This window comes from Pararhizobium sp. A13, from assembly GCF_040126305.1.
Classification (GTDB): Bacteria; Pseudomonadota; Alphaproteobacteria; order Rhizobiales; family Rhizobiaceae; genus Pararhizobium.
The window spans coordinates 811464-832372 of the sequence record NZ_CP149511.1 but is presented as its reverse complement, the minus strand read 5'-3'; the positions used below and the strand labels follow the sequence as shown (position 1 = coordinate 832372).

General features: G+C 54.5%; 17 protein-coding genes and 3 pseudogenes. 4 read left to right on the top strand and 16 right to left on the bottom strand.

Annotated elements, in window-relative coordinates; all coding sequences use genetic code 11:
• Nucleotides 1-293 precede the first annotated feature (293 nt).
• A pseudogene (locus tag WI754_RS25500) lies at nucleotides 294-448 on the top strand (integrase core domain-containing protein); the annotation flags it as partial.
• Nucleotides 449-1191: 743 nt separating this feature from the next.
• On the opposite strand, the gene WI754_RS25495 reads toward WI754_RS25500, so the two are convergent.
• From WI754_RS25495 to WI754_RS25435, 13 genes and pseudogenes are all read right to left on the bottom strand, one after another.
• Nucleotides 1192-2316: an O-antigen ligase family protein gene (locus WI754_RS25495; protein WP_349437944.1), complete on the bottom strand. Its 1125-nt coding sequence runs from the start codon at nucleotides 2314-2316 to the stop codon at nucleotides 1192-1194.
• 41 nt (nucleotides 2317-2357) lie between these two features.
• Nucleotides 2358-3449 carry a hypothetical protein gene (locus tag WI754_RS25490; protein WP_341486798.1) on the bottom strand — a complete coding sequence of 364 codons (1092 nt, stop codon included), beginning with the start codon at nucleotides 3447-3449 and terminating at the stop codon, nucleotides 2358-2360.
• Entirely contained in the window at nucleotides 3446-4228 is a 783-nt protein-coding gene (locus WI754_RS25485; protein ID WP_341486797.1) for a glycosyltransferase, read from the bottom strand. The genes WI754_RS25490 and WI754_RS25485 overlap by 4 nt, the downstream gene beginning before the upstream one ends.
• Nucleotides 4225-5517 (bottom strand): hypothetical protein, encoded by a 1293-nt coding sequence (locus WI754_RS25480; protein ID WP_341486796.1) that lies wholly within the window; start codon nucleotides 5515-5517, stop codon nucleotides 4225-4227. The genes WI754_RS25485 and WI754_RS25480 overlap by 4 nt, the downstream gene beginning before the upstream one ends.
• Before the next feature lie 240 nt (nucleotides 5518-5757).
• On the bottom strand, nucleotides 5758-6711 hold the full coding sequence (locus WI754_RS25475; protein WP_341486795.1) for a glycosyltransferase family 2 protein: 954 nt from the start codon (nucleotides 6709-6711) through the stop codon (nucleotides 5758-5760).
• A gap of 2 nt (nucleotides 6712-6713) precedes the next feature.
• Nucleotides 6714-7658 carry a GDP-L-fucose synthase gene (locus WI754_RS25470; protein ID WP_341486794.1) on the bottom strand — a complete coding sequence of 315 codons (945 nt, stop codon included), beginning with the start codon at nucleotides 7656-7658 and terminating at the stop codon, nucleotides 6714-6716.
• A gap of 1 nt (nucleotide 7659) precedes the next feature.
• Nucleotides 7660-8778: a GDP-mannose 4,6-dehydratase gene (gene gmd, locus WI754_RS25465; RefSeq protein WP_341486793.1), complete on the bottom strand. Its 1119-nt coding sequence runs from the start codon at nucleotides 8776-8778 to the stop codon at nucleotides 7660-7662.
• 286 nt (nucleotides 8779-9064) lie between these two features.
• The gene (locus WI754_RS25460; protein WP_341486792.1) at nucleotides 9065-10042 is read right to left on the bottom strand and encodes a phosphoglycerate dehydrogenase; all 978 of its coding nucleotides are present in this window, start codon (nucleotides 10040-10042) and stop codon (nucleotides 9065-9067) included.
• The gene (locus tag WI754_RS25455) at nucleotides 10039-10701 is read right to left on the bottom strand and encodes an acylneuraminate cytidylyltransferase family protein (protein ID WP_341488005.1); all 663 of its coding nucleotides are present in this window, start codon (nucleotides 10699-10701) and stop codon (nucleotides 10039-10041) included. Before WI754_RS25455 ends, WI754_RS25460 begins: the two co-directional genes overlap by 4 nt.
• Before the next feature lie 65 nt (nucleotides 10702-10766).
• Nucleotides 10767-11363 (bottom strand): DNA polymerase III subunit epsilon, encoded by a 597-nt coding sequence (locus tag WI754_RS25450; protein WP_349437943.1) that lies wholly within the window; start codon nucleotides 11361-11363, stop codon nucleotides 10767-10769.
• A 370-nt stretch (nucleotides 11364-11733) separates the two neighbouring features.
• Entirely contained in the window at nucleotides 11734-14025 is a 2292-nt protein-coding gene (locus tag WI754_RS25445) for an SEL1-like repeat protein (RefSeq protein ID WP_341486790.1), read from the bottom strand.
• 160 nt (nucleotides 14026-14185) lie between these two features.
• Nucleotides 14186-14533 (bottom strand): annotated as a pseudogene (gene tnpB / locus WI754_RS25440) (IS66 family insertion sequence element accessory protein TnpB).
• Nucleotides 14530-14952 (bottom strand): transposase, encoded by a 423-nt coding sequence (locus tag WI754_RS25435; protein ID WP_341486789.1) that lies wholly within the window; start codon nucleotides 14950-14952, stop codon nucleotides 14530-14532. The pseudogene tnpB and the gene WI754_RS25435 overlap by 4 nt, the downstream one beginning before the upstream one ends.
• A 181-nt stretch (nucleotides 14953-15133) precedes the next feature.
• On the opposite strand from WI754_RS25435, the gene WI754_RS25430 reads away from it, so the two are divergent.
• Both WI754_RS25430 and WI754_RS25425 read left to right on the top strand, forming a co-directional pair.
• Nucleotides 15134-15388: a plasmid stabilization protein gene (locus WI754_RS25430; RefSeq protein WP_341486788.1), complete on the top strand. Its 255-nt coding sequence runs from the start codon at nucleotides 15134-15136 to the stop codon at nucleotides 15386-15388.
• Nucleotides 15385-15792 (top strand): annotated as a pseudogene (locus WI754_RS25425) (PIN domain-containing protein). The gene WI754_RS25430 and the pseudogene WI754_RS25425 overlap by 4 nt, the downstream one beginning before the upstream one ends.
• A 344-nt stretch (nucleotides 15793-16136) precedes the next feature.
• Here WI754_RS25425 and WI754_RS25420 read toward each other — a convergent pair.
• Nucleotides 16137-16496 (bottom strand): SPW repeat protein, encoded by a 360-nt coding sequence (locus WI754_RS25420; protein WP_341486787.1) that lies wholly within the window; start codon nucleotides 16494-16496, stop codon nucleotides 16137-16139.
• 461 nt (nucleotides 16497-16957) lie between these two features.
• Nucleotides 16958-18157: an NAD-dependent formate dehydrogenase gene (locus tag WI754_RS25415; RefSeq protein ID WP_341486786.1), complete on the bottom strand. Its 1200-nt coding sequence runs from the start codon at nucleotides 18155-18157 to the stop codon at nucleotides 16958-16960.
• Nucleotides 18158-18580: 423 nt separating this feature from the next.
• Between WI754_RS25415 and WI754_RS25410 the strand changes: the two genes are divergently transcribed.
• A complete protein-coding gene (locus tag WI754_RS25410; RefSeq protein ID WP_341486785.1) occupies nucleotides 18581-19573 on the top strand; it encodes a substrate-binding domain-containing protein in 993 nt (330 codons plus the stop codon).
• A gap of 63 nt (nucleotides 19574-19636) precedes the next feature.
• Here the strand turns inward: WI754_RS25410 and WI754_RS25405 are convergent, their stop codons facing one another.
• Complete coding sequence (locus WI754_RS25405) at nucleotides 19637-20902, bottom strand: ABC transporter substrate-binding protein (RefSeq protein WP_341486784.1); 1266 nt, start codon at nucleotides 20900-20902, stop codon at nucleotides 19637-19639.
• Nucleotides 20903-20909: the final 7 nt, after the last annotated feature.

Sequence of the window (20909 nt, the reverse complement as noted above, 5' to 3'; positions counted from 1 at the left end):
AGCTACGTTTCCGGACATCTCTCAAGGCGGCCTTCCGCGTATGCGTACCCTCCATTGCTACAATGCACGGATCATGCCCCGACAGGAAGGCCAGCAATTTCTTGCTTGAAATCTTCCGCCGAAAAAGCACCGATCCATCTACGCTGGCCGCGTGAACTTGAATTATGCGCTTGGCCAAATCCAAGCCGATTATGCTAACCTTTTCCATGGAGGCTCTCCCTTGTAATGGTTCCAACACAACCATTCTGGCACGAAGATGCCGTTGAGTGGGAGCGTCCACCCCATCGCTCACACGACATGAATGGCTCGACCAATACATCATTGAAAGCATCGAGGAGGCACAGGAATTCGCCACGGAATGGCTATGGACCTACAACAACGAACGGAACGACCCAACATGGGCATCGGCGGTATCACACCCGCACAGAAACTGAAAACAGCTGCGTGAATTCTACTGCAGAGCCCCGTTAAAAACGGGGAGACTACCGGGGCACCTGACGTTTGCGATCTGATAGGAAATTCTCGAGGCTCATTCGTTCAAAAATCTCTAGCTTCCCGCCTGACGTACAGTTTACGATGCGACCGTCATTCTCTTCGAATGCCGCGCGGGCACGTAAGTAGGAGCACTCTGACTCTACGATGTCGGGGGTGTCCCAGACAATGTCCCGGAAGTAATCCTTAGAGAAGTGATGAACGTCTTCACCGGTTTTAATTTCCTTCTTGTTCCGTCCCGACACCGTTCCGAAATTATGGTCACACCCTACAAGAGCAATGTCCCTGAAGCCGAGGTGGAAAGCCAACTGCATCGCAACAAATGTCACAGTGTTGCCTTGGCAAATGTAGCGAGGGCAGTCGAACGAGAACCCCTTGTATGAGTTCGCATTGATACGGATTGCATTGGGGTTTCGAAAAGCTGAGGTGTCGCAGATGCGATCGAGGAAACAAATGATCTCGGTTTCCGAGTAGAAATCTAGGTTCTGGTCAAGGACATGACGGTTCACAGCTACGATGTAATCTGGACGGAACGTCGTCCGGTCGAATAGTAGGTTGATCTTGTTGAGACCAAAAGTCGTGACGCCCGCGTCCGCGAGTTGGGAGAAATCTACTGCGTTCAGACTGGGCCCATTGCATAGGATAACCGCCTGCTCACCCGAATGCTTTTGCTTTAATTCTCCAAGCTTTCGTACGTGTCTAATGTTGGACGGGTTTAAGTCCCAAGTCAGGGACCTCACGAGTGTCGCGATGCTGTGACGATACATCGATTTCATTCAGGGCTTCCTCGATTGGATAGCGAACAACGGCAAAGCTGTAGAGCAGATAGGAAAAAGCAATTCCGGTGTACGACGATGAAGAGATGCTTAGAGATTCGGTCATGCTGAACGCAAATTGTACAAGGAAAAGGGACATCACCTTTCGGTCAATCACGTGTCGCTTGCTAATGATTATGAGATAGGTGGCAATTTGACCGCCGTAGAAGAGAAGGAATCCGACTGCTCCGGACGAGTAAATGATCTCCATGAAGTCATTGTGAAAACTTAATCCATGGTCTTGGAAATATGCTCCCTGACCACTTCCGAATAGCAGATGGTCGAATTGAAATAGGAAGTCGGAGTAGATGTCCGCACGTGTCGAGTTCGATGTGTCGCGGTCTTCAAGCAGTGTCACGAAACGGGTTGATGACAAGAAGTCTGGGAGAGACCATAACACGAGTACACCCAGAACAATGATGACTGGAATCCAGTAGCGCCGTGTGCGCCGATCTTCGCAGAGCAGTGTCATGAAGAGTGTCATGGTAATGGTTGCTAGGCGCGCGGAAACCATCACAAGGCCCAACAGACAGGCTGCCGCAACAAATCGTTTGAGGGCGATATGATAGCGTGTGAAATTGAACACGACGACCGTTGTAAGAACGAGCGAATAGGCGAATACGTTGGGGCCGACAATACGTCCTGAGAGTTCCAGCCCGTACCTGAAATTCCTGACGAACGTAGCAACTCCATTAAGTGGATAGCGCGTCGTGAAGTCCCAGACCACTGCGACGAGGAAAAAGAGAAGAAACAGAAAGACAGTTCGTCCCCGTTGTTCAAAACTCCTCTTATCCGCTAGAGCGATAAGAAGGGCGCCTCCGTTCGAAGCCGCGAAAGCCACGGGAATGTAAAGTGGAAGGCCATTGTTCAAAGTAACGAGCAGGCAGAGCGCATGGAAGATGAACTGGCTCAAAACAATTGACGCAATCAGCGACTGGGTGCGCAGAATATGCAGTATCCTCAGAAGGCCAAGCGTGCAGAACATGCCGAGCAGAAGTGCTCCGAGCATGGGTGAGAACGGAAATACAGGAAGTGCTAGAGGCCACAGTATCACGGGTAGTTTGCCCGGATGTCGAACCCGAGCGCATCAACCGCAATGATTTCCCCGGGCATTTTTGCGCTTTCATGGCCTGTCGGATGGAATGAGATGCCCTTAGGAGCGGTCTGGGGGACATCGGGAGAGGTCGAAAATTCAAGAAGCCGTTCAATGATCTCTTCAGTTAACGCGTCGTGGTTTGCATTTGGCATCAGCAGAGGCAACCGGTAGCGGAGATGACGCCGTAGAAGGGAAATTTCGGTCTCGTGGTCTATGACCAGCGCGCTCCGAAGCGCCGCACGTTCGATAAAATCGAGGCGCCCCCCAACGCCGATATTTTTGAAGCTGATACCGTCTAGTCGCTCGATGGTTAAGCGGATCTGGTTGCGCATCTCGTCGACTTCGGGCGCATGAAAATGCTTTCCCTTATTGAAGTACTCTGGCGAGAAATGATCCTTGTCGTCCCGTTGCGATTGGATGATCCGTTTGCTCTGATCGTAGTCGTTGACTGATGGGTAGGATAGATCCAAGCCAATGAACAGGACTTCACGATAACCCAACCGTGCGCCGATACCGAGCATGAAATTTGTGACTGTCTTGTTGATGGGAACATAGGCAAGATCGCGCACCTTTGGGATTGGCATCACATTGAAGAAATAGGAATTCTTAAGCTTTTTATAGATTTTGAATGAGTCAACGTTAGAGGCATGCATTGCCGGCACATAGATCCTTTCGTAGGATTCGGCATGCTCTATAACTTTGGTGTGGGATTCAATCAGAACGTAAGCATCGCTAATTGCCATAAAGCGTGGGCGCCATGCGATGCGGGGAAACATCAGATGGAAATTATTGGAAACGAAGACATCCTCACCTTCTAGTAAGTGCATCGGTAGCTTGTTCAACGAGGGGCCGTTTCCAACAACGATAATCCTGTCTCGTCGCGCCTTATTTCCCGACTCTCCTACGGTCTTGTTGTGCGACAAGACTCCACGGCTGCGCAGGAGCAACCTGAGCGTGGCCATGAGAAAGTTGCGGAGGCGCGCCAGTGCGTAAAGCGTACCGTATTTGCTGCGTGTTTCGCGAAATTTTGTGAAGAGAGAACTCATCGCTTCACCATGAAATACAGGGCCGGCTCGGCGAGGTTACGGACGTATCGCGTGGCCGCGACAAGGAAAGTGCGAACCGAGGCGGGTGCTGCGAGTTGTCCGCGATAAATCTCGCGCAGCTCGCTGTTGATCGCTGGGCTGTTGGTGCGCCGCACGAACCTGCTCTGACTGTTGAAGGTTAACGAGTCCTCATGGCGGCGATATCGCACCAATGTTTCGGAGTGTTTGCACACGCTTGGCGCGAGTTGGGCTAGATCGAACAGGAACTTCCGATCGGCGCAGATGCGGTAGCTGTCATCAAACGGCAGTGCTTGAAGCACGGATTTTCGGAAGATCATTGAGTTGACATAGCAATACCAAGTATCCATCAGTCGCGCGCCGTATGAACCAGACCGGTAGCATACTATCTCGCTTGAGGTATCGCCGTTCTGATCAATGAATTGCACGTTAAAGGCATGAATGTCATGGGTGCCTTGCGAAATTGCAGCGATGACTTCATCGCTTATCGGAGCCATTTCGTCATCCACATTCAGCCAGGCAATATAATCTGACGAGGCTTTCGAGATTGCGAGATTCACCGCGCTATATAGATTTTTTTTGGGTTCCTGGAAAAAAAGAATACGACCACTCTCGATATCGGCCCGCACTACTGGGCTTCGTCCCGCACTGGTGGGGCCTACAACGATAATTTCTGCATCTGGGAAATTTGTAAGTATCGAACGGACGGCCTGTTCGTAAAACTGGCCTGGCTCTTTCATGGGCATTACAACAGAGATCATTTAGTTTGACTTTCAGATTGCCGACTTAACCGAATGGTAATCGGAAGATAAATGATTAAATATGTAAGAAGGAGATTGATTGGGATATTCTGATAATTCCAGATGATGGCCAGTACGCCAACCTGCACCAGAAGCGCCAAGGTCGCCGCAAACTCCGCAGTTTGGAAATTGACGAATCCCATCAACGCCGAGGTCTGCAGATTGGTAGCCCCGATCCTGTAGAACGTGAAGGCGATTGACAGCACGATCCACATTTCTGGATCTGGAAGCTTGTCTTGCAAGCCAAAGGCTGCGGACGGAATCGCAAGAAGCGCAACCGTTATTGTCTGCGTTGCCACGATGAAAGCAATAACCGTATACCTTTGCTTTTGCCGCGCCAAGGTCTGAAGTGTGCCGACCCCTTGGGATTTATAGATTCGGGCGAGTTGTGGGATGTAGGTATAGAAAATCGGGTTGGTGAAGGTTGCAATCGACTGGATCATTCGTAGGCTCAGCAAAAATGTATTGGCATAAGCAATGGTGTTTGTCGCATTGATATAGATAGCCACGATTTGCAGTGTGCCGAAGCCGAGAAGCGAAGCGCCCACCTGGTTCAGGGTCGGTGTAATAATATCAGCTTTATGAGCGATCAGAGATGAGACTCGGAACTTTTCGGTCTTTTGGTACTGTCTTGCTGCTTTGCGAATGATAGGAAGAATTGCCGCTTGTGGAATGATCTGCATGCATAGCAGCAGTGCGACATCCGTTGTGACGGTCAAAATGGCGATTGTCAGAAGCGTTAACGCGATGTTGGCGGCAGCCTCGACCATTCGGTGATACGGAATCCTGTCATTTGCATGCAAGATCGCAGCGTAAAATGAGTTGAGCACTTTGAAATACAGCAACAACGGTATCGCCCAGACAAGTGGCGAGAGAACTACGCCCGCATCGCTGAGCCGCAATTGAGAGAAAATTGTAATGCAAGCAATAAGCGTGACGCAAAGGGCGGCGGTTTGGTGCAATGTATAGGCAGCCGTCACCATAGAGTCGGTTCTGTTCTCTGCGGCCATGCCTTTTTGGTAGGACAGTTGCCTGATGGTGGTGGGTGTGATCGAGAATTCAAGCAGATTGATGATGTTGATTGCAACGAGTCCAAGCATCCAGACATTGAGTTCGATATCCGTAAGCTTCACGATGGCGATGGGAAGGATGACCGCGAGGCCAAGCAGCTTCGTCCCGGTGGAAAACCAGGTGCTCAGGACACGCATATCTTTTGTGATTCCGGTCACAGCTGCCGTGATTTTCTGCATTAGGGCACCGGTGACGCCGAAGGCCTTTGCCCTGGCATGGAAGTGTTATGGGGGTTGGCACTTGTGCCACAGCGCCCTGGTGAGAGGACGTTGGCGGCCGAGCTCATGCTACCTTGATTTCCCAGCGCGCCCTCAGTCAAGCCGCTATCGGCAAGAATGTCGCGAGCATTGGTGTTGGTTACAATTTGGTCGATTTCGTCTATCCTCTTCAATGTGTCGAGAATCCAAGCATAGAGCGGCTTACCGGCTAGTTGACGGAAGTTCTTCGACCTCACGCGGGCGCGGTGTGCTTTCATTGGCAAGAGTGTAGTTTGGGTAGAAATACTGCTCCTTACGGGCGCGCGAGATTTCACGTGTTGCCGCGTTTCCGCGCCATGCCCCCCAGTACTGACACGTCCGGAAAGCGATAATACTTGCAACCTCGCGATGGAAACATCCCTGATCGAGGGCCTGCCCACAGTCAATGAGAATTCCGCTGATTGTATATCTTAAAAAATCTCCAAAGTTGAGATGAACGTCCGGCATAATACCTCGCAGCGCTATAGCTTCACGCTCAAAGCGGATGCATACCTTTCTCCAACTTTCTTCATGCAGATGCTCGACAGCCGCAGTGCCGATATAGGAGATTTTTTCCCCCCGAGCAACCAACCTCTTGGCAAGCGCCATATCTTCAAGGCCGGTGATCGTTTCGTCGAACTGAGTCTCGCTCCAAATCCTACGTTGCAGCGCGGAATTGGCGTTGTTGCAGAAAAAACCCTCTTGGGGCACTTTGTTTTCGGGTGGGAAATACTTGGCAAAGAGCTGATGTTCAGAGAATTTGGTTATGCGCTGCCGTCCGATCTGCCTTCCATAGCTATAGACGGCTTGGTTATTGCTCAGAGGGGCTGTGAGCTCGGTTAGCCAGTTTGGACCTACTGGTATACAATGCCCGGACAAGAGCACGAGGATTTCACCGCGCGCAAAAGCGCAGCCGCGGTTCAGCGAACGCCCAAAGGTGAACTCGGACTTCTTGATATGGGTAATGCGCGCACCGTGTGCCTTGGCGATCTCGAGGGTCCGGTCAGTGGAACCTGAATCGATTACCACGACCTCGACCGATAGATCACCGACTTCCTGCATAGCGATAGCAGCAAGGCAATCACCTAGATATTTATCTTCGTTCAGGGTGCGGATGACGATGGAAATATCTGTCATTTTTAGGGTCTCACCGGCTCTTTACGTTCCAGCCAATGGGCATAGGCATTTGCAATTCCATCCTTGAGACTACGGACATTGTTCCAGCCGATTGCATGGAGCCGGGAGCAGTCCATCAGCTTGCGTGGGCTGCCATCGGGTTTGGTGGCATCGAAGGTCAGCTTGGCCTCGTACCCCACGACCTCTGCGATGGTTTCCGCCAGCTCCCGGATCGACACTTCGACACCGGAGCCGACGTTCACATGGTCGTAGCCAGAGTAGGTTTTCAGCAGGAAGACCAGCGCATCGGCAAGGTCGTCACAGTGCAAGAACTCCCGCAGCGGCGTGCCAGAGCCCCAAACCGTAACCTCCGCTGACCTGCTTTCCTTGGCCTCATGGAACTTGCGCAACAGCGCTGGCATCACATGAGATGACTGCAGATCATAGTTGTCGCCGGGCCCATAGAGGTTTGTCGGCATGGCAGAAATCCAATCCCGCCTGTACTGCTTGCGATAGGCCTGGCACAGCTTGATGCCGGCGATCTTGGCAATCGCATACCACTCGTTGGTGGGCTCCAGCGGCCCGGTCAGAAGGCTGTCTTCTGCCATCGGCTGGGGTGCGAGCTTGGGGTAGATGCAGGAGGAGCCAAGGAACAGGAAGCGCTCTACGTCTGCCTTATGGGCGGCAGTTGCGATATTGGTCTGAATGGCGAGGTTTTCGGCCAGGAAGTCCACCGGGTGGGTATCATTGGCCAGAATCCCGCCCACCTTGGCCGCAGCCATGACGATAGCGTCAGGTTTGGTCTCGGTCATCCAGTCTTCAACCTCAGCCTGCCGCGTGAGATCGACCACCTCCCGCCCCACCGTGATCACCTCACAGTGCTCAGAGGCCAGGCGACGCACCACCGCACCGCCAACCATGCCCCGGTGTCCGGCCACCCAGATCCGTTTCCCACTCAGATCGTACATCTCAACCCTCCAAGCTCACTGGTAGATCCAGCCCGTGCTCTTTCAAGAGTTTCAGACGGCGTGCGGCCTTGTAATCCTCGGCCACCATCTCTGCACACATCTCCTGGGCGGTGATTTCCGGCACCCAGCCGAGCTTTATCCTTGCCTTGGCCGGATCACCCAGCAGGGTCTCTACCTCAGCAGGTCGGAAGTAGCGGGGGTCAATGCGCATCACCACATCGCCCACCTTCAACGCCGGGGCGTTATCCCCTGCGATTGCGGTGACCGTGGCAACCTCATCCAGACCCTCACCAGTGAACGCCAGCGTCACACCCAGTTCTGCAGCACTCCAAGAGATGAATTCGCGTACGGAATATTGCTTGCCCGTGGCAATCACGAAGTCCTCCGGCTCCTCCTGCTGAAGCATCAGCCACTGCATCCGCACGTAATCTTTCGCATGGCCCCAGTCCCGCAGGGCGTCGATATTACCCATATAGAGACACTCTTCGAGCCCAAGAGTGATATTAGCCAGGCCCCGCGTGATCTTGCGGGTAACGAAGGTTTCTCCCCGCCGGGGGCTTTCGTGGTTAAAGAGGATGCCGTTGCAGGCATATATACCGTAAGCCTCGCGATAGTTCACCGCGATCCAATAGGCATACAGCTTGGCCACCGCATAAGGGGAACGGGGATGAAAGGGCGTGGTCTCTGTCTGCGGGATTTCCTGCACCTGCCCATAAAGCTCTGAGGTGGAGGCCTGATAGAAACGTGTCTTCCCCTCCAGGCCGAGAAAGCGGATCGCCTCCAGCAGACGCAGGGTGCCGATCGCATCGACATCTGCTGTGTATTCCGGAGTCTCAAAGCTCACCGCCACATGGGATTGCGCCCCGAGGTTATAGACCTCATCGGGCTCAATATCGCGAAGCAAGCGGGTGAGGTTGGAGGTATCAGTCAGATCCCCGTAATGGAGACGGAACCGGACATTGTCCTTCTGCCGATCCTCATAGAGGTGGTCTACCCGCTGGGTGTTGAACAGGGAGGCCCGGCGCTTGATACCATGGACCTCATACCCCTTTTCCAGCAGAAACTCCGCCAGATAGGAGCCGTCTTGCCCGGTGATGCCTGTTATCAGTGCTTTCTTCATTCTCTATCCTGTCCCAAGCTACCTCTTAGCGCCCCGTCCTCTTGCATACACATCTTCGTATCGGATGATGTGACCCAAGGGGGGCAAAATTGGATAAGTATCATCCCGCCAGTGTGGTCAGCATTCCATGCCTAAACACACCTTGCTGAGGGGTTGGACGAGATGGGTGCCGATAACGCCCGATCCGCCGGTCAAGAGAATCCGCTTCGGTCCAGAAGAATTATCCATGTTCTATGCTTTCAAGCTTGTCGTCCGGCCGTCTTGGTCAAATCGGGTACGACCGCCGTCACGCGACACGGTTGCAGGTCTCCAGGAAATCCGGGTTGATACCGAGCATGGCGAGCGCAATATTAACGCTGATTGCGTTGGTGCGCTGGATTGCTTCTGTGGTGCTCGATCCGGAGTGGGTACCGAACAGACAATTGTCGAAACCGCGCAGCGGGCTATCTCCCGAAAGAGGCTCGATCTCGAACACATCGAGGCCTGCCGCCGCGATCTTGCCGGAACGAAGTGCATCCACCAGTGCCGCCTCGTCGATGATCGGACCACGAGCCACGTTCACGATCATCGCGCCCGGCTTCATGGCCTCAAATATCGACGCATTAAAAAGGTGATGGTTTTGGGGTGTTAGGTTGCAGGCCAGGATGACGATATCGGACTGCGAGACCACATCCTCGAACGACACCTGCCGGGCGCCGACACTGTTCAACAGCTCATTATCGAGGTTAACAATATCCGAACCGATTACCTTCATGCCAAAAGCCGCGCAGCGCCGCGCGATTTCGCGGCCGATGCCCCCGAGCCCGACTACGCCCGCCGTCTTGCCAGCAAGCGACATGCCTTCGTAGCGCGTCCATTTGCCGCCGCGGACGTCACGATCCATTTTGTGAAGATGGCGCGCCAGAGTCAACACATGGCCGAGTGCCAGATCCGCCACCTCATTGTTAAACATGCCGGGCGTATTGTAGACTGGAAGGCCAAGCGCCGTCGCGACCGGCTTATCGACGTTGTCGGTCCCTATTCCCCAGCGCACTAGCCCCCTTAACTTGCCTCCGACACCCGCTTCCAACACGGTTCGACCGAGCGGATCGTCGCCAGCAATGGCCACGTCTGCCTCAGGAATCATCGCGATCATTTCTGTTTCGGTGAACTGCTGACCGCTCAGAGCAGGGACCCAGACATGAATACCATGAGCGTGAATATCCGCCTGAAAGCGGGCGATGTGGCGCTGCAGATGTCCGCATGTAATGAGGATGGTCTTCATTCCACAATCCTCGCGGACTGCGCATGAAATATCGCTTCTGCAACCTGAAAATTGATTTCCTCGTCAATGTCCTGAGCTTCGAACGGATCCATTTCGAACATGATTGGCCTATAGCCAATGCGGTTCTGGCGTTCAACGAGAGTTCTCTTCTCGAAAATGTAGATGCAGGAATTTTCGTTATATACGGGTGGAAGATCTTGCGTTCTTAAGAGTATCGACGGGTTGTGGTTGATCGCCCGTGCTAACTCATCCCAAAGTCGCGTCTGCATGCGGGTTACGGAGAAGAGCGAATCGTTGATGGGATATTTTGCTAAGAATGTGTCCACCGCCCGCTTCAGGGTGTCTTTGGTCATCAGCGGGTTGGTGGAGTGTGTCTGCAAATAGAACTCGCTATCAACCTGATTGATGTCATGTAGGAGCACATTGTTCATTGGTGTAGAGCCATCGCGAAGATGAAGTGGGCGCTCAATAAGAACGACTTGAGGATAGTCTCGCCTGCATATGTCGAATATCACCTCGGAATCCGTATCGATAACGACTTTATCTACGCCTTCGGTCGATACCAGTAGATCCAGCATATGTTGAAAAAGCGGTCTGCCATCTCCAAACGCCCGATAGTTCTTGCCTTTTATACGCTCCGAGGAGTGACGCATGGGCATCAAAGCAACTAATTTATGTTTCAAAGTGAATCCCTTCTAATTTTATTAAAATATTCCAAACCATTTTACATGGACAGTAATTCAGCACGATCTCTTGTCAAAAGCAGTCCAAGCAAATGGGCATAACCTCGTGCGTCCGATAGCGCGCTATGATCGTGAGGAATATTACCAAGCCACGCGTCTCGATAGTTTTCCCGGCGACATTCCTGATAATTCCAACCTAACTTACCCATCAACAGCGAAATGATATCAAGCCCACTTCCCGCGCAGAGCCCAGGCTCCCTTGGCCTGTCAAAAAGGCGGCGTCCAAGAAAATACTTAATATTCCAATCCACCCAATGGCCATCAAAGGCCAAAGGATGTGCTGCAAACACCTTTATTCCGGCGTGGGTTAGCACCCAATCGCACCACAAGGCGAGGCACTTGCCTGGCTCGCCACGCCCCACCTGAAGCTTGGACCAAGCGTCGTCATTGTGTCCCCACCAATGCATCGTTCCCGAATCCTGTTTGGCGTTCTCGCGCTCGATAAGATTCGCTGAAAAGTGATCCAGGATCTTACCGGTTGCGTCAATGGCCACGGACGCAATGCTGAGCATCGAGTTGTCTTCAGGATAGGGGCCATCGGCCTCAATATCAGTTACTATGTACACCACGCCAGTCATCTTGGCCCTGTTTCAAAATCAATATTAAAAAGTCTTTGAGCAACGCTGAAAGAATTTGGTGGTCATAGAGCAGCTGGATTGGCAAAATCCCGGTAGGTTGTTTGTACAGACCTCAGAAATGCCAAAGGACGAGATATATTGCAACGCAAAATTATATTTTGCAACGCAAAATTCAGGCGACTTTAAGAATCGGTTAACGTCAGGGTAGTCCCCCGTTTTTTAACTGGGCCAATCAGTGGAATTCATATTGCACGTAATCACAAGACAGGCCCGATAACAACGCGGCAGCGGCATGAACCGGATGATTTCATGCAGATAAGCCACCCGCATGAGTTTAAATTCAAACGGGTGGCACTGGCTCCGGCGGGCGTTAATTGAGAAGAACAGAGACCAGATTTGCTGCAGCGCTATTCAGAGGCCCTCTGTCGCAACGGTTGGTAGCCGGACTTTTCTGGCATAATTTATTTAATGCCTGGATCGTCGATCGTGTCAGCATGCCGTTGAGCGGACCTGAATACAAGCCCCGTTGCTTCAAGCGATCCTGCACAACATAAACATAGGCGTTGGGGTTACTCGCGCGAAGTCGCGATATCGTACTGGATTGTATCACCGGCGGCGCTGCACTGAGAGATTCCGACAATTGCCTATAATCGGCGATTGAGCTGGCAGATGCCGCCAGAAGCACAATTCTCTCCCTTGTGAGATCAGTCGGAGAATAGAGATTTTCATAGCGTGAGAGATACTCACGGGCTTTAACGAGGTTTTTGGAAATGTCCTTGCCTCGACCATCTCTATAAATCGCGACAAGCGTATTTGCAGCCCGCGCATTGCGCGCGTCTGCCGCTTCCAGCAGCGCTTTGACAGCTTTGGCTGGATTTTTCGAAACGCCGTTTCCGGAAATCTGTAGATTTGCGAGGATCACGACCGCTTGCTCATTTCCCAGCTTTGCAGCATCCGCGATAAGTTTAAGACCTGCATTCCTGTCAGACTTTCTTCCGTAGCGCTGATAAACATGGCTCTCGCCAAGCGATAACAGAGCAGAACGTTGCCCCATGCCCGCGGCCTTTCGAAAGTATTCGACTGACTTCTCTACATTTCGAGGCACCAACATGCCGTCACGATAAATTTCCGCGAGACGTAAGTAGGCCCCTGCATTGCCTGCCTCCCCTGCCGTCAAAAACGCATCAAGGCTTGCCTTTGCATCCGCCTGAACAAAGTCCCCGCGAGAAAGATAATCTCCGAGAGAGATTAGGGCTCGACTATCTCGCGTCGTCGCGTCTTTAATCAGTGCAATGCCACGCTCTGCATCCTTTGAGACACCGATACCCTTAATAAAGGCATCACCCAGACGAATCTTGCCTGTAGCGTTTCCGGCATTGGCAGCCCGCTGAAACGCTTCGAATGCCTTCTGCGGATCGGCTGTTACAATCGTACCATCGCGATAGACTTCACCGACACGAACAAGAACATTTGTGTTGCCGGCATCGATCGCGCGCTGATAATAACTCAGTGCTTTCTCACCATCTACTGCAACCGCGCCCCCTTGCGAATAAGCATCACCAAGAGCTTGCAAGGCACCGCCACTGCCCGTTTGAGCAACCTCTTCGATAAGCGAAATACCTTTGGCAGGATCTGCTTCAACACCGATACCCTTAATAAAGGCATCACCCAGACGAATCTTGCCTGTAGCGTTTCCGGCATTGGCAGCCCGCTGAAACGCTTCGAATGCCTTCTGCGGATCGGCTGTTACAATCGTACCATCGCGATAGACTTCACCGACACGAACAAGAACGTTTGTGTTGCCGGCATCGATCGCGCGCTGATAATAACTCAGTGCTTTCTCACCATCTACTGCAACCGCGCCCCCTTGCGAATAAGCATCACCAAGAGCTTGCAAGGCACCGCCGCTGCCCGTTCGAGCAACCTCTTCGATAAGCGAAATACCTTTGGCAGGATCTGCTTCAACACCGATACCCTTAATAAAGGCATCACCCAGACGAATCTTGCCTGTAGCGTTTCCGGCATTGGCAGCCCGCTGAAACGCTTCGAATGCCTTCTGCGGATCGGCTGTTACAATCGTACCATCGCGATAGACTTCACCGACACGAACAAGAACATTTGTGTTGCCGGCATCGATCGCGCGCTGATAATAACTCAGTGCTTTCTCACCATCTACTGCAACCGCGCCCCCTTGCGAATAAGCATCACCAAGAGCTTGCAAGGCACCGCCACTGCCCGTTTGAGCAGCCTCTTCGATAAGCGAAATACCTTTGGCAGGATCTGCTTCAACACCGATACCCTTAATAAAGGCATCACCCAGACGAATCTTGCCTGTAGCGTTTCCGGCATTGGCGGCCCGCTGAAACGCTTCGAATGCCTTCTGCGGATCGGCTGTTACAATCGTACCATCGCGATAGACTTCACCGACACGAATGGAAGCCTTTGCATCCCCAGCCGCAGCCAGCGTTTCCAACTCGGCAAGGGCTCCTTTAATTTTTTGCGGATCTTTGGATTGCTGAATTTCATTCCGCAATTCTTCAAATGTTTTAACCGCTTTGAGTGATTCAGCAATAGATGTGTCTTGGGCAAATGCGTGCCCGATCGACGCAACGCTCAAAGAAACTGTCAAAAGAAGTGAGGTAAAAAAGAACCAATTTTTCATGGAATTTCCTTCCCTAATATTCGAGTAAGACGAAATAATTCGTCGTTTTTCGATACAACAGCTTGTCAGCTACGTCCAGCTTGATGACACCGAGATACGTGTTCGAACTGACTCGAACCACCACTTCTCTTCAAATCACATCCGGCCGGCTCGAATAATGCTAGCCGACCCGCGTGGGGCGCCATGTTTCCTGCGGGTTTCGCCAGTCGGTTCCAGACAGCAAATACGAGAGCTGCGCCGTGGAAATCGTTACCGTGCCATCGGCCGCAGACGGCCATATGAACCTGCCTCGTTCCAATTTTTTCTTGAACAAGCGGGCCCCCTGGCCATCATGCCAAATCAATTTTATCAGATCACCGCGGCGGCCCCTGAATCAAAACAAATGACCGCCGAGAGGGTCGTGTTTCAGAACTTCCTGCACCCGGAGCGCCAGCGACGGAAACCCGCACCGCATGTCGGTATAACCTGTCGCCGACCAAACCCGGACACCTGCCGGGATCGGGATCATCGTAACTTCTCCAGGCCGCGCACGATCCGCAACAGTACGTCAATGTCGACATCCCGATCAACAATCACTCGCCGGCCGTTTGAGCTTACAATCTCGAAACGACCTTTGCCGGAGTTTAGGTCATGGCTCTGGTTGTGCCGTCGAGGGCGCAGCTCGTCCGCAATTCGCACGGCTGTAAAACCGGTCCCGGATGCGATTTCGCTCCATGCCCCGTATTCCCCATCGCGGGCCGCTCGACGCCAACCAAACAATTGGGCTGGAAATATGCCGTGTCGACGAGCAACGGTCGAAACGCTGTCGCCGCTCGTATAGCTTTCATCAACGATCTGCCGCTTCGCTTTAATGCTTAACCGGCGCCGCCGGCCCATGTCCACGATCTCCATGAGCTGGAAATCGTTCTTGGTCGTATAGGTGTCCATACGACCTATAATCAGGACAGCGCAGACGCCTCACAAGACGGCCTTCCTCGGAAGCGTGCTGTTGTCCTGAAAAACTCGCCGGCGCGGAATGTAAAATGGGAGGTGCGGCCGCGGAAAACTCGCGATATAACTGCATAATAGTAATATTGCAATCATTGAAAGCAAGTACGAGGTTTCGACTATGGCTATCCTAACCGTGCGCAATGTGCCCGATGAAGTGCACCGTGCTCTACGCGTGCGGGCCGCCATGCACGGCCGCAGCACGGAGGCAGAAGTCCGCGACATTCTGGAAAGCGTCGTGAAGCCGGAGCAGCGCGTCCGCATAGGCGATGCCTTGGCGGAGCTCGGCCGACGGCTGGGACTGACCAATGATGATTTCGCAGTGTTTGACCAGGTACGCGACAAGGCGCCGGCGGAGCCCATGAGGTTTGAATGATCGTCTTGGATACCAATGTCGTCTCCGAGGCGATGAAACCAGAACCCCATTCTTGCCGTGCACTCCTGGCTGAACGAGCTGAAACGCCGTACCTGTCCAGTGTGACGCTGGCCGTTCTGCAGTTTGGCATCGGGCGTTGCCGGGCGGGCGGCGAAAGGAGGCCCTGAGCGAAACGCTGGCCGGTGCGTTCGAATTGTTCGCTGATCGTGTATTGCCGTTTGACACCGGGGCCGCCGAAAATACGCCAACTTAGTGTTGAAGGCGAGGGCGGCCAGCGAGGGGTTTGCGACCCCCGACGGATTGCCGCTATTGCCGCTTCCAAGGGATTTATCATAGCTATGCGCGATATCAGTCCCTTTGAAGCGGCAGGACTTGCCGTTTCAAACCCTTGGAATAACCAATAGATCCAGAGATACCGGACCCGGGCTCTAGCGAAAGAACAGGCGTTGGGTTCGTCCGGGTCTTGTCACCGGCAACTCCCTGTCGCAGCAACATGATAAAACCCTGCGCGATCGGCCGGAAAAAGGGGCCGCCGGGTTTTCAAATGATCTGAAATCTATGAAGTAGGGTGTCAGTTATCGGCGCTAAGTGGTTGAGTTATTGCGAATTATTCAGCCGTCCTCGTCAAACACATCAATTCATACTCACCCGAGACAGGAACGCATCCGTCGGGTAGCAGGCTTTGAATCGTAGTCCGCACCCGCCGCTCTCTATGCGGCGGGTCTTGTCGAGATAGCCCCGTCCGGGCTCAGGCGTGGGCGTGGGGATGATGATGATCCCAAACTGCCCAGAGCGACACGACGGCGACGAGCAATCCAAGCACCACGTTGGTCCACATCAGGTTCACATTGGCCGTAAAGCCAAGCAGCCAGGGAGACGCGGCCAGCCAGAGGCCGAGCACCAGATTGACCCATTCTTCCCATTCGGCGAAGGCCGAAATCGCCGCGACCGCCAGCGCGCCGAGCACGATACCGACGATCCACGAGTTCCAGGTTGGGATCGCTTCGGCCGAAAAGCCGATGACCCACGGCGAGATGAACACGCATACCGCCAAGACCACATTGGCCCAATCCTGTACCTTCTTTCCTTCCATCAGAGCATTTGGCATATCAGACCTCCAAGCCTGAAGTTTAACTAAAGTATTATACCGCGTGAACGGCACTTTTAACAATAAGAATTATTTTGAGTGCGGCGACCATCAAGAGATGGCAGAGGCGGAACCTCGCCGTCGCGCAGTCACGAGTTGTCTTGAACAGTTCTTTCAAGCGAGCAATATTCTTGACATGGCCAAGATTTAATCAGGATCCGCAAGTGACGGGAGCAGCGCAGGCGAAAACGTTGTTCCATGACATCCGCTGCGCTGCCGTTTATCTATAGGAGCAAGCTTCGACACTCGCACATGCCAGCCCTTCCTTTTCTCCGATTTGGGTGTGGATCACGCTCCGGCTCTCTGAGACATTCCAGATACCCTGCCGCGCAGCCGTTCCCTGCCTGGCCGGAACATTTCAATCCGGCCGGCATCGGTTCACGGCGTGCTGCGTCACTGGATAGAACCCACCCAACTGACGATCATGTCTTGAAGCGGGCTGCTTCCTCGGAGCCGCCCGTCGCATTCCCCGCACTATAGGAGTGGGCCCCGGTGCCGGCGAGTTTTCCGCCGTCGACGATCAGGTATTCCTCGCGAATGGGCCGTCCCTCAAACCAGCACTCAAGAATTTCCCGCGTCCCGGCTGCGTAACGCGCCTGGGCGGACAAGGATGTGCCGGCAATGTGAGGCGTCATCCCGTGATGGGGCATGGTTCGCCAGGGATGTTCCTTTGGTGCTGGCTGCGGAAACCAGACATCGCCCGCATAGCCGGCCAACTGGCCGCTTTCCAATGCCTTGGCGACAGCATCGCGATCGCAAATCTTGCCGCGGGCAGTGTTGACCAGATGGGCGCCGTGTTTCATCTGCGAGAGCATTTTCTCGTTGAACAGATTTTCCGTCTCGGGATGAAGCGGGCAGTTGATGGTCACGACATCGCAAACCTTGACCATATCTTCGACAGTCGCATGCCACGTGACGTCCAGCTCTTTTTCGATCGCTTCGGGAAGCCGGTGCCGATCATGATAGTGAAGATGTACGTCGAAAGGTTTGAGGCGGCGCAGCACGGCAAGGCCGATACGCCCGGCCGCGACCGTTCCCACATGCATTCCCTCGATGTCATAGGAACGGGCGGCACAATCGGCAATGTTCCACCCGCCCTTGACCACCCATTGATAGGACGGAATGTAGTTTCTCACCAAGCCGAGGATCATCATCAGGACGTGTTCCGAGACGCTGATGGAATTGCAATACGTCACCTCCGCAACGGTCATGCCGCGGTCGATCGCAGCCTGAAGATCGACGTGGTCCGATCCGATGCCCGCCGTGATCGCCAATTTGAGCTTCGGCGCCTTGGCCATCCGTTCCGCAGTCAGATATGCGGGCCAGAAGGGTTGCGAAATCACGATTTCGGCGTCCTGCAGTTCCCTTTCGAAGACGGAGTCGGGACCATCCTTGTCGGACGTGACGACGAGCGTGTGGCCCTGCGATTCAAGATATTGTCGCAGTCCCAGTTCGCCCGAAACACTTCCAAGCAATACGCCAGGCTGAAAGTCGGTCGCCTTTGGTGTGGGGAGTGTCTGGCCGCCAGGATAGTGGTCTATCTTTGGAAGGCCGTCGCGTGCATAGGATGTCGGATATCCATCGACCGGATCGTCATAGAGAACACAAACTATTTTGGCCATGGTCGTTTCCTTTCTGATGCTGACAACAGAAAACGCCGCTGACAAAGCCGGAGCAAAGTCAGTGATCTGGATCGTCATGGGCGAGCGAAACGTCTCGGGTCGAGCCCGAGAGACTCCGGCTCTTTGTGTTCCCGTCCCTGTAGCGCAAGCTTCGCGAAGCTGCTTTTGCGGGATGTGGTCATTCTCTCACGACAGGCCGATGCACACAAATCAAAGATTTGGGATGGGTGTCTAAGACAGTACTTTAATGACGGCGGCGTTAAAGCCCTGTTTCGGGAACCGGACGCCCCAAGCATCAGGACGCGTTATGCGAGATGGTAGCAGCATGAGCAGCAGGGCCTAGTTGCGCCTTCCACCGGGTTCATCGTAGGTAATGGCCTTGCGGCGCACTTTCTGTGGCAGCTTACAACTTGGACCCCTGTCATGACGACCCTTCAGCAGGTTGCCTTCCGCGCTGGCTGTTCGCTTGCAACAGCCTCGCGGGTCTTGAACGGGACCGGCCCCGTCAGCGACGAGATGGTCCGGAAAGTCCGGCGCGCTGCGGCCGAGGTCGGTTATCGTCCGGCGGGAGGGCCGTCGGGTTCCTCAAGGCGCCGGCCGGTCATCGGCGTTCTTATTCCCAGCGTCACCAACCCTGTCTTTGCCGCCTCTTTGAGCAGCATTCAGAACCGCATGCTGGTTGCCGGCCACGGCGTGCTGATCGCCCAGTCGGACTATGATCCGGCGCGCGAGGCGGATGCGGTCGCGTCCCTGCTCAACCAGCAGCCGACCGGGCTGATCCTCACTGTCTGCGATGCGCACCGCAGCAAGGCCCTGTCGGCAGACCTGCCGCCTACGGTGCTGCTCGGCAATCCCACGACCGCGCGCTTTCCCGCAGCCGTCTGCGCTGACAATCGTCAGGCTGGCCGCGATATCACCGAATATCTCCTGTCCTGCGGCCATAGGCGCATCCTGTTCGTCTCTGGTTATTTCACGGCTTCCGACCGGGCAAGGCTGCGCTATGTCGGATATTGTGATGCGATGGAAGCAGCGCGCATGACTGTGCTCGAAGCCACGCAGATCCCTTTCGTCGACGGGTTCGAAACGCTCGATCTGTCGGCGACCCTTTCGCGCATTGCGCCCTCGGCGATCATCGCCTCCAATGACCTTCTGGCGCTTGGCGTCATCGCAGCCGTCAGGCGTCACGGACTGTCGGTTCCGGACGATATCTCGGTCACTGGCTTTGATGGCATTGCAATCGGCAGGCTCACCCATCCGGCCCTGACGACGGTGGAGATTCCGGATGCGACGATGGGGGCCGCTGCCGCATCGCTTTTGCTCGACATGGCGGAAAATGCCGCCGCGCCGCGCCACCTGCAGGTGGCACACCGGCTGCGTCACGGCGGGACGGTACGCGACATCAGCAATGAGGGCTGACAAGCGCACAACGCAAAACGGCCGCCTCGGAGAGAGGTGGCCGTTGTCTGATCTCAAGTCTGTTTAGCTGCGCGGCAAAAGGTCTTCGACGTCGGCGGCTGCGTCGTCCAGTGCTTCCTGCGGCGTTGCAGACTGTTCGACCACACGCGACAGGTTCTCGACGATGGTCTGGGTGACCTTCACGCCGTTGCTGCCCGGGAAAGCATACCAGGGCTTCATGAGCGGCATCTGCTCGAGGCCGGCACGAAACAGCGGGTTCTCCCTGTAGAAGGTGCCGAGATAGTCCGGCGAAGCGGCGGCCAGTTCATTGTTCGGAACATAACCAGTGCCGGGAACCACAACCGAGGCACCATAGGGGCCGGCGGCGAATTTGGCGAACTTCCAGGCCGCATCCTGTTTTTCGGCGTCATGGGTCAGGATGACGACGGCGTTGCCGCCGGTCGGCAGCTTGCCGTTGACCGGATCGATCAGCGGAATATGGGCCGTGCGAAGATCGAACTTGGTGCCGACATTCTTGATCGTGTTGCGCAGCGCGCCGGTCGTCTGGAAGGCGAAGCCGATCTTGCCGGCAACGAAGGCCTGCTCGCCGGCCTGCTTGGTCAACACCGGAAGGCCGCCTTCCTTGACCATGCGGTCCAGTACTTCGACGGCCTTCTGACCTTCAGGACCATTGAAGGTCACTTTGGTCTCGTCCTCGTTGAGCATGGTGCCGCCGGCGCCGAACAGAAGCGCGGAGAACATCCAGTCGTCGCCCTGCCAGCGGAAATCGATGCCTTCATTGCCGTCGCCGAGCGCCTTGATCTTGCCGCCGAGCGCGATCACCTCATCCCAGGTCTTCGGCGCAACGTCCGGATTGCCGCCTGCAGCCCGCACCAGATCTGCGTTGTAGTACATGATCGGATTGGACGTGGCGAAGGCGAGGCCCACCTGCTTGCCCTTGACCTGGGCGAGCTTCAGGATGTTTTCGGAAAAGCCCTGCGCAGCCATGTCGGCTTCCTTGGAAACCAGCGGGCCGAGATCGACGGGGATGTCGCGCTCGTTCAGCATGCGCAGGCGGTTGAGGCCGATGAACGTGACGTCGGGCATTTCGGCCGTGCCGGCCTGACGCATGATCGTCTGGATGCCTTCTTCGTAGGTCGCCGACGGATTGGCAAACTGGATCTTGATATCCGGATTCTCTTCCATGAACTTCTTCGAGATCGTGTCCATCACGTCCTTGAAGAAGCCGGGCATGGGGTAGTGGACCGTCAGGGTCGTTTCGGCATGTGCCGGGATCGACATGGCGATCGACATCGCGGCGGCGGCGAGGGCTTGGCTGATACGCTTCATCGCGTGG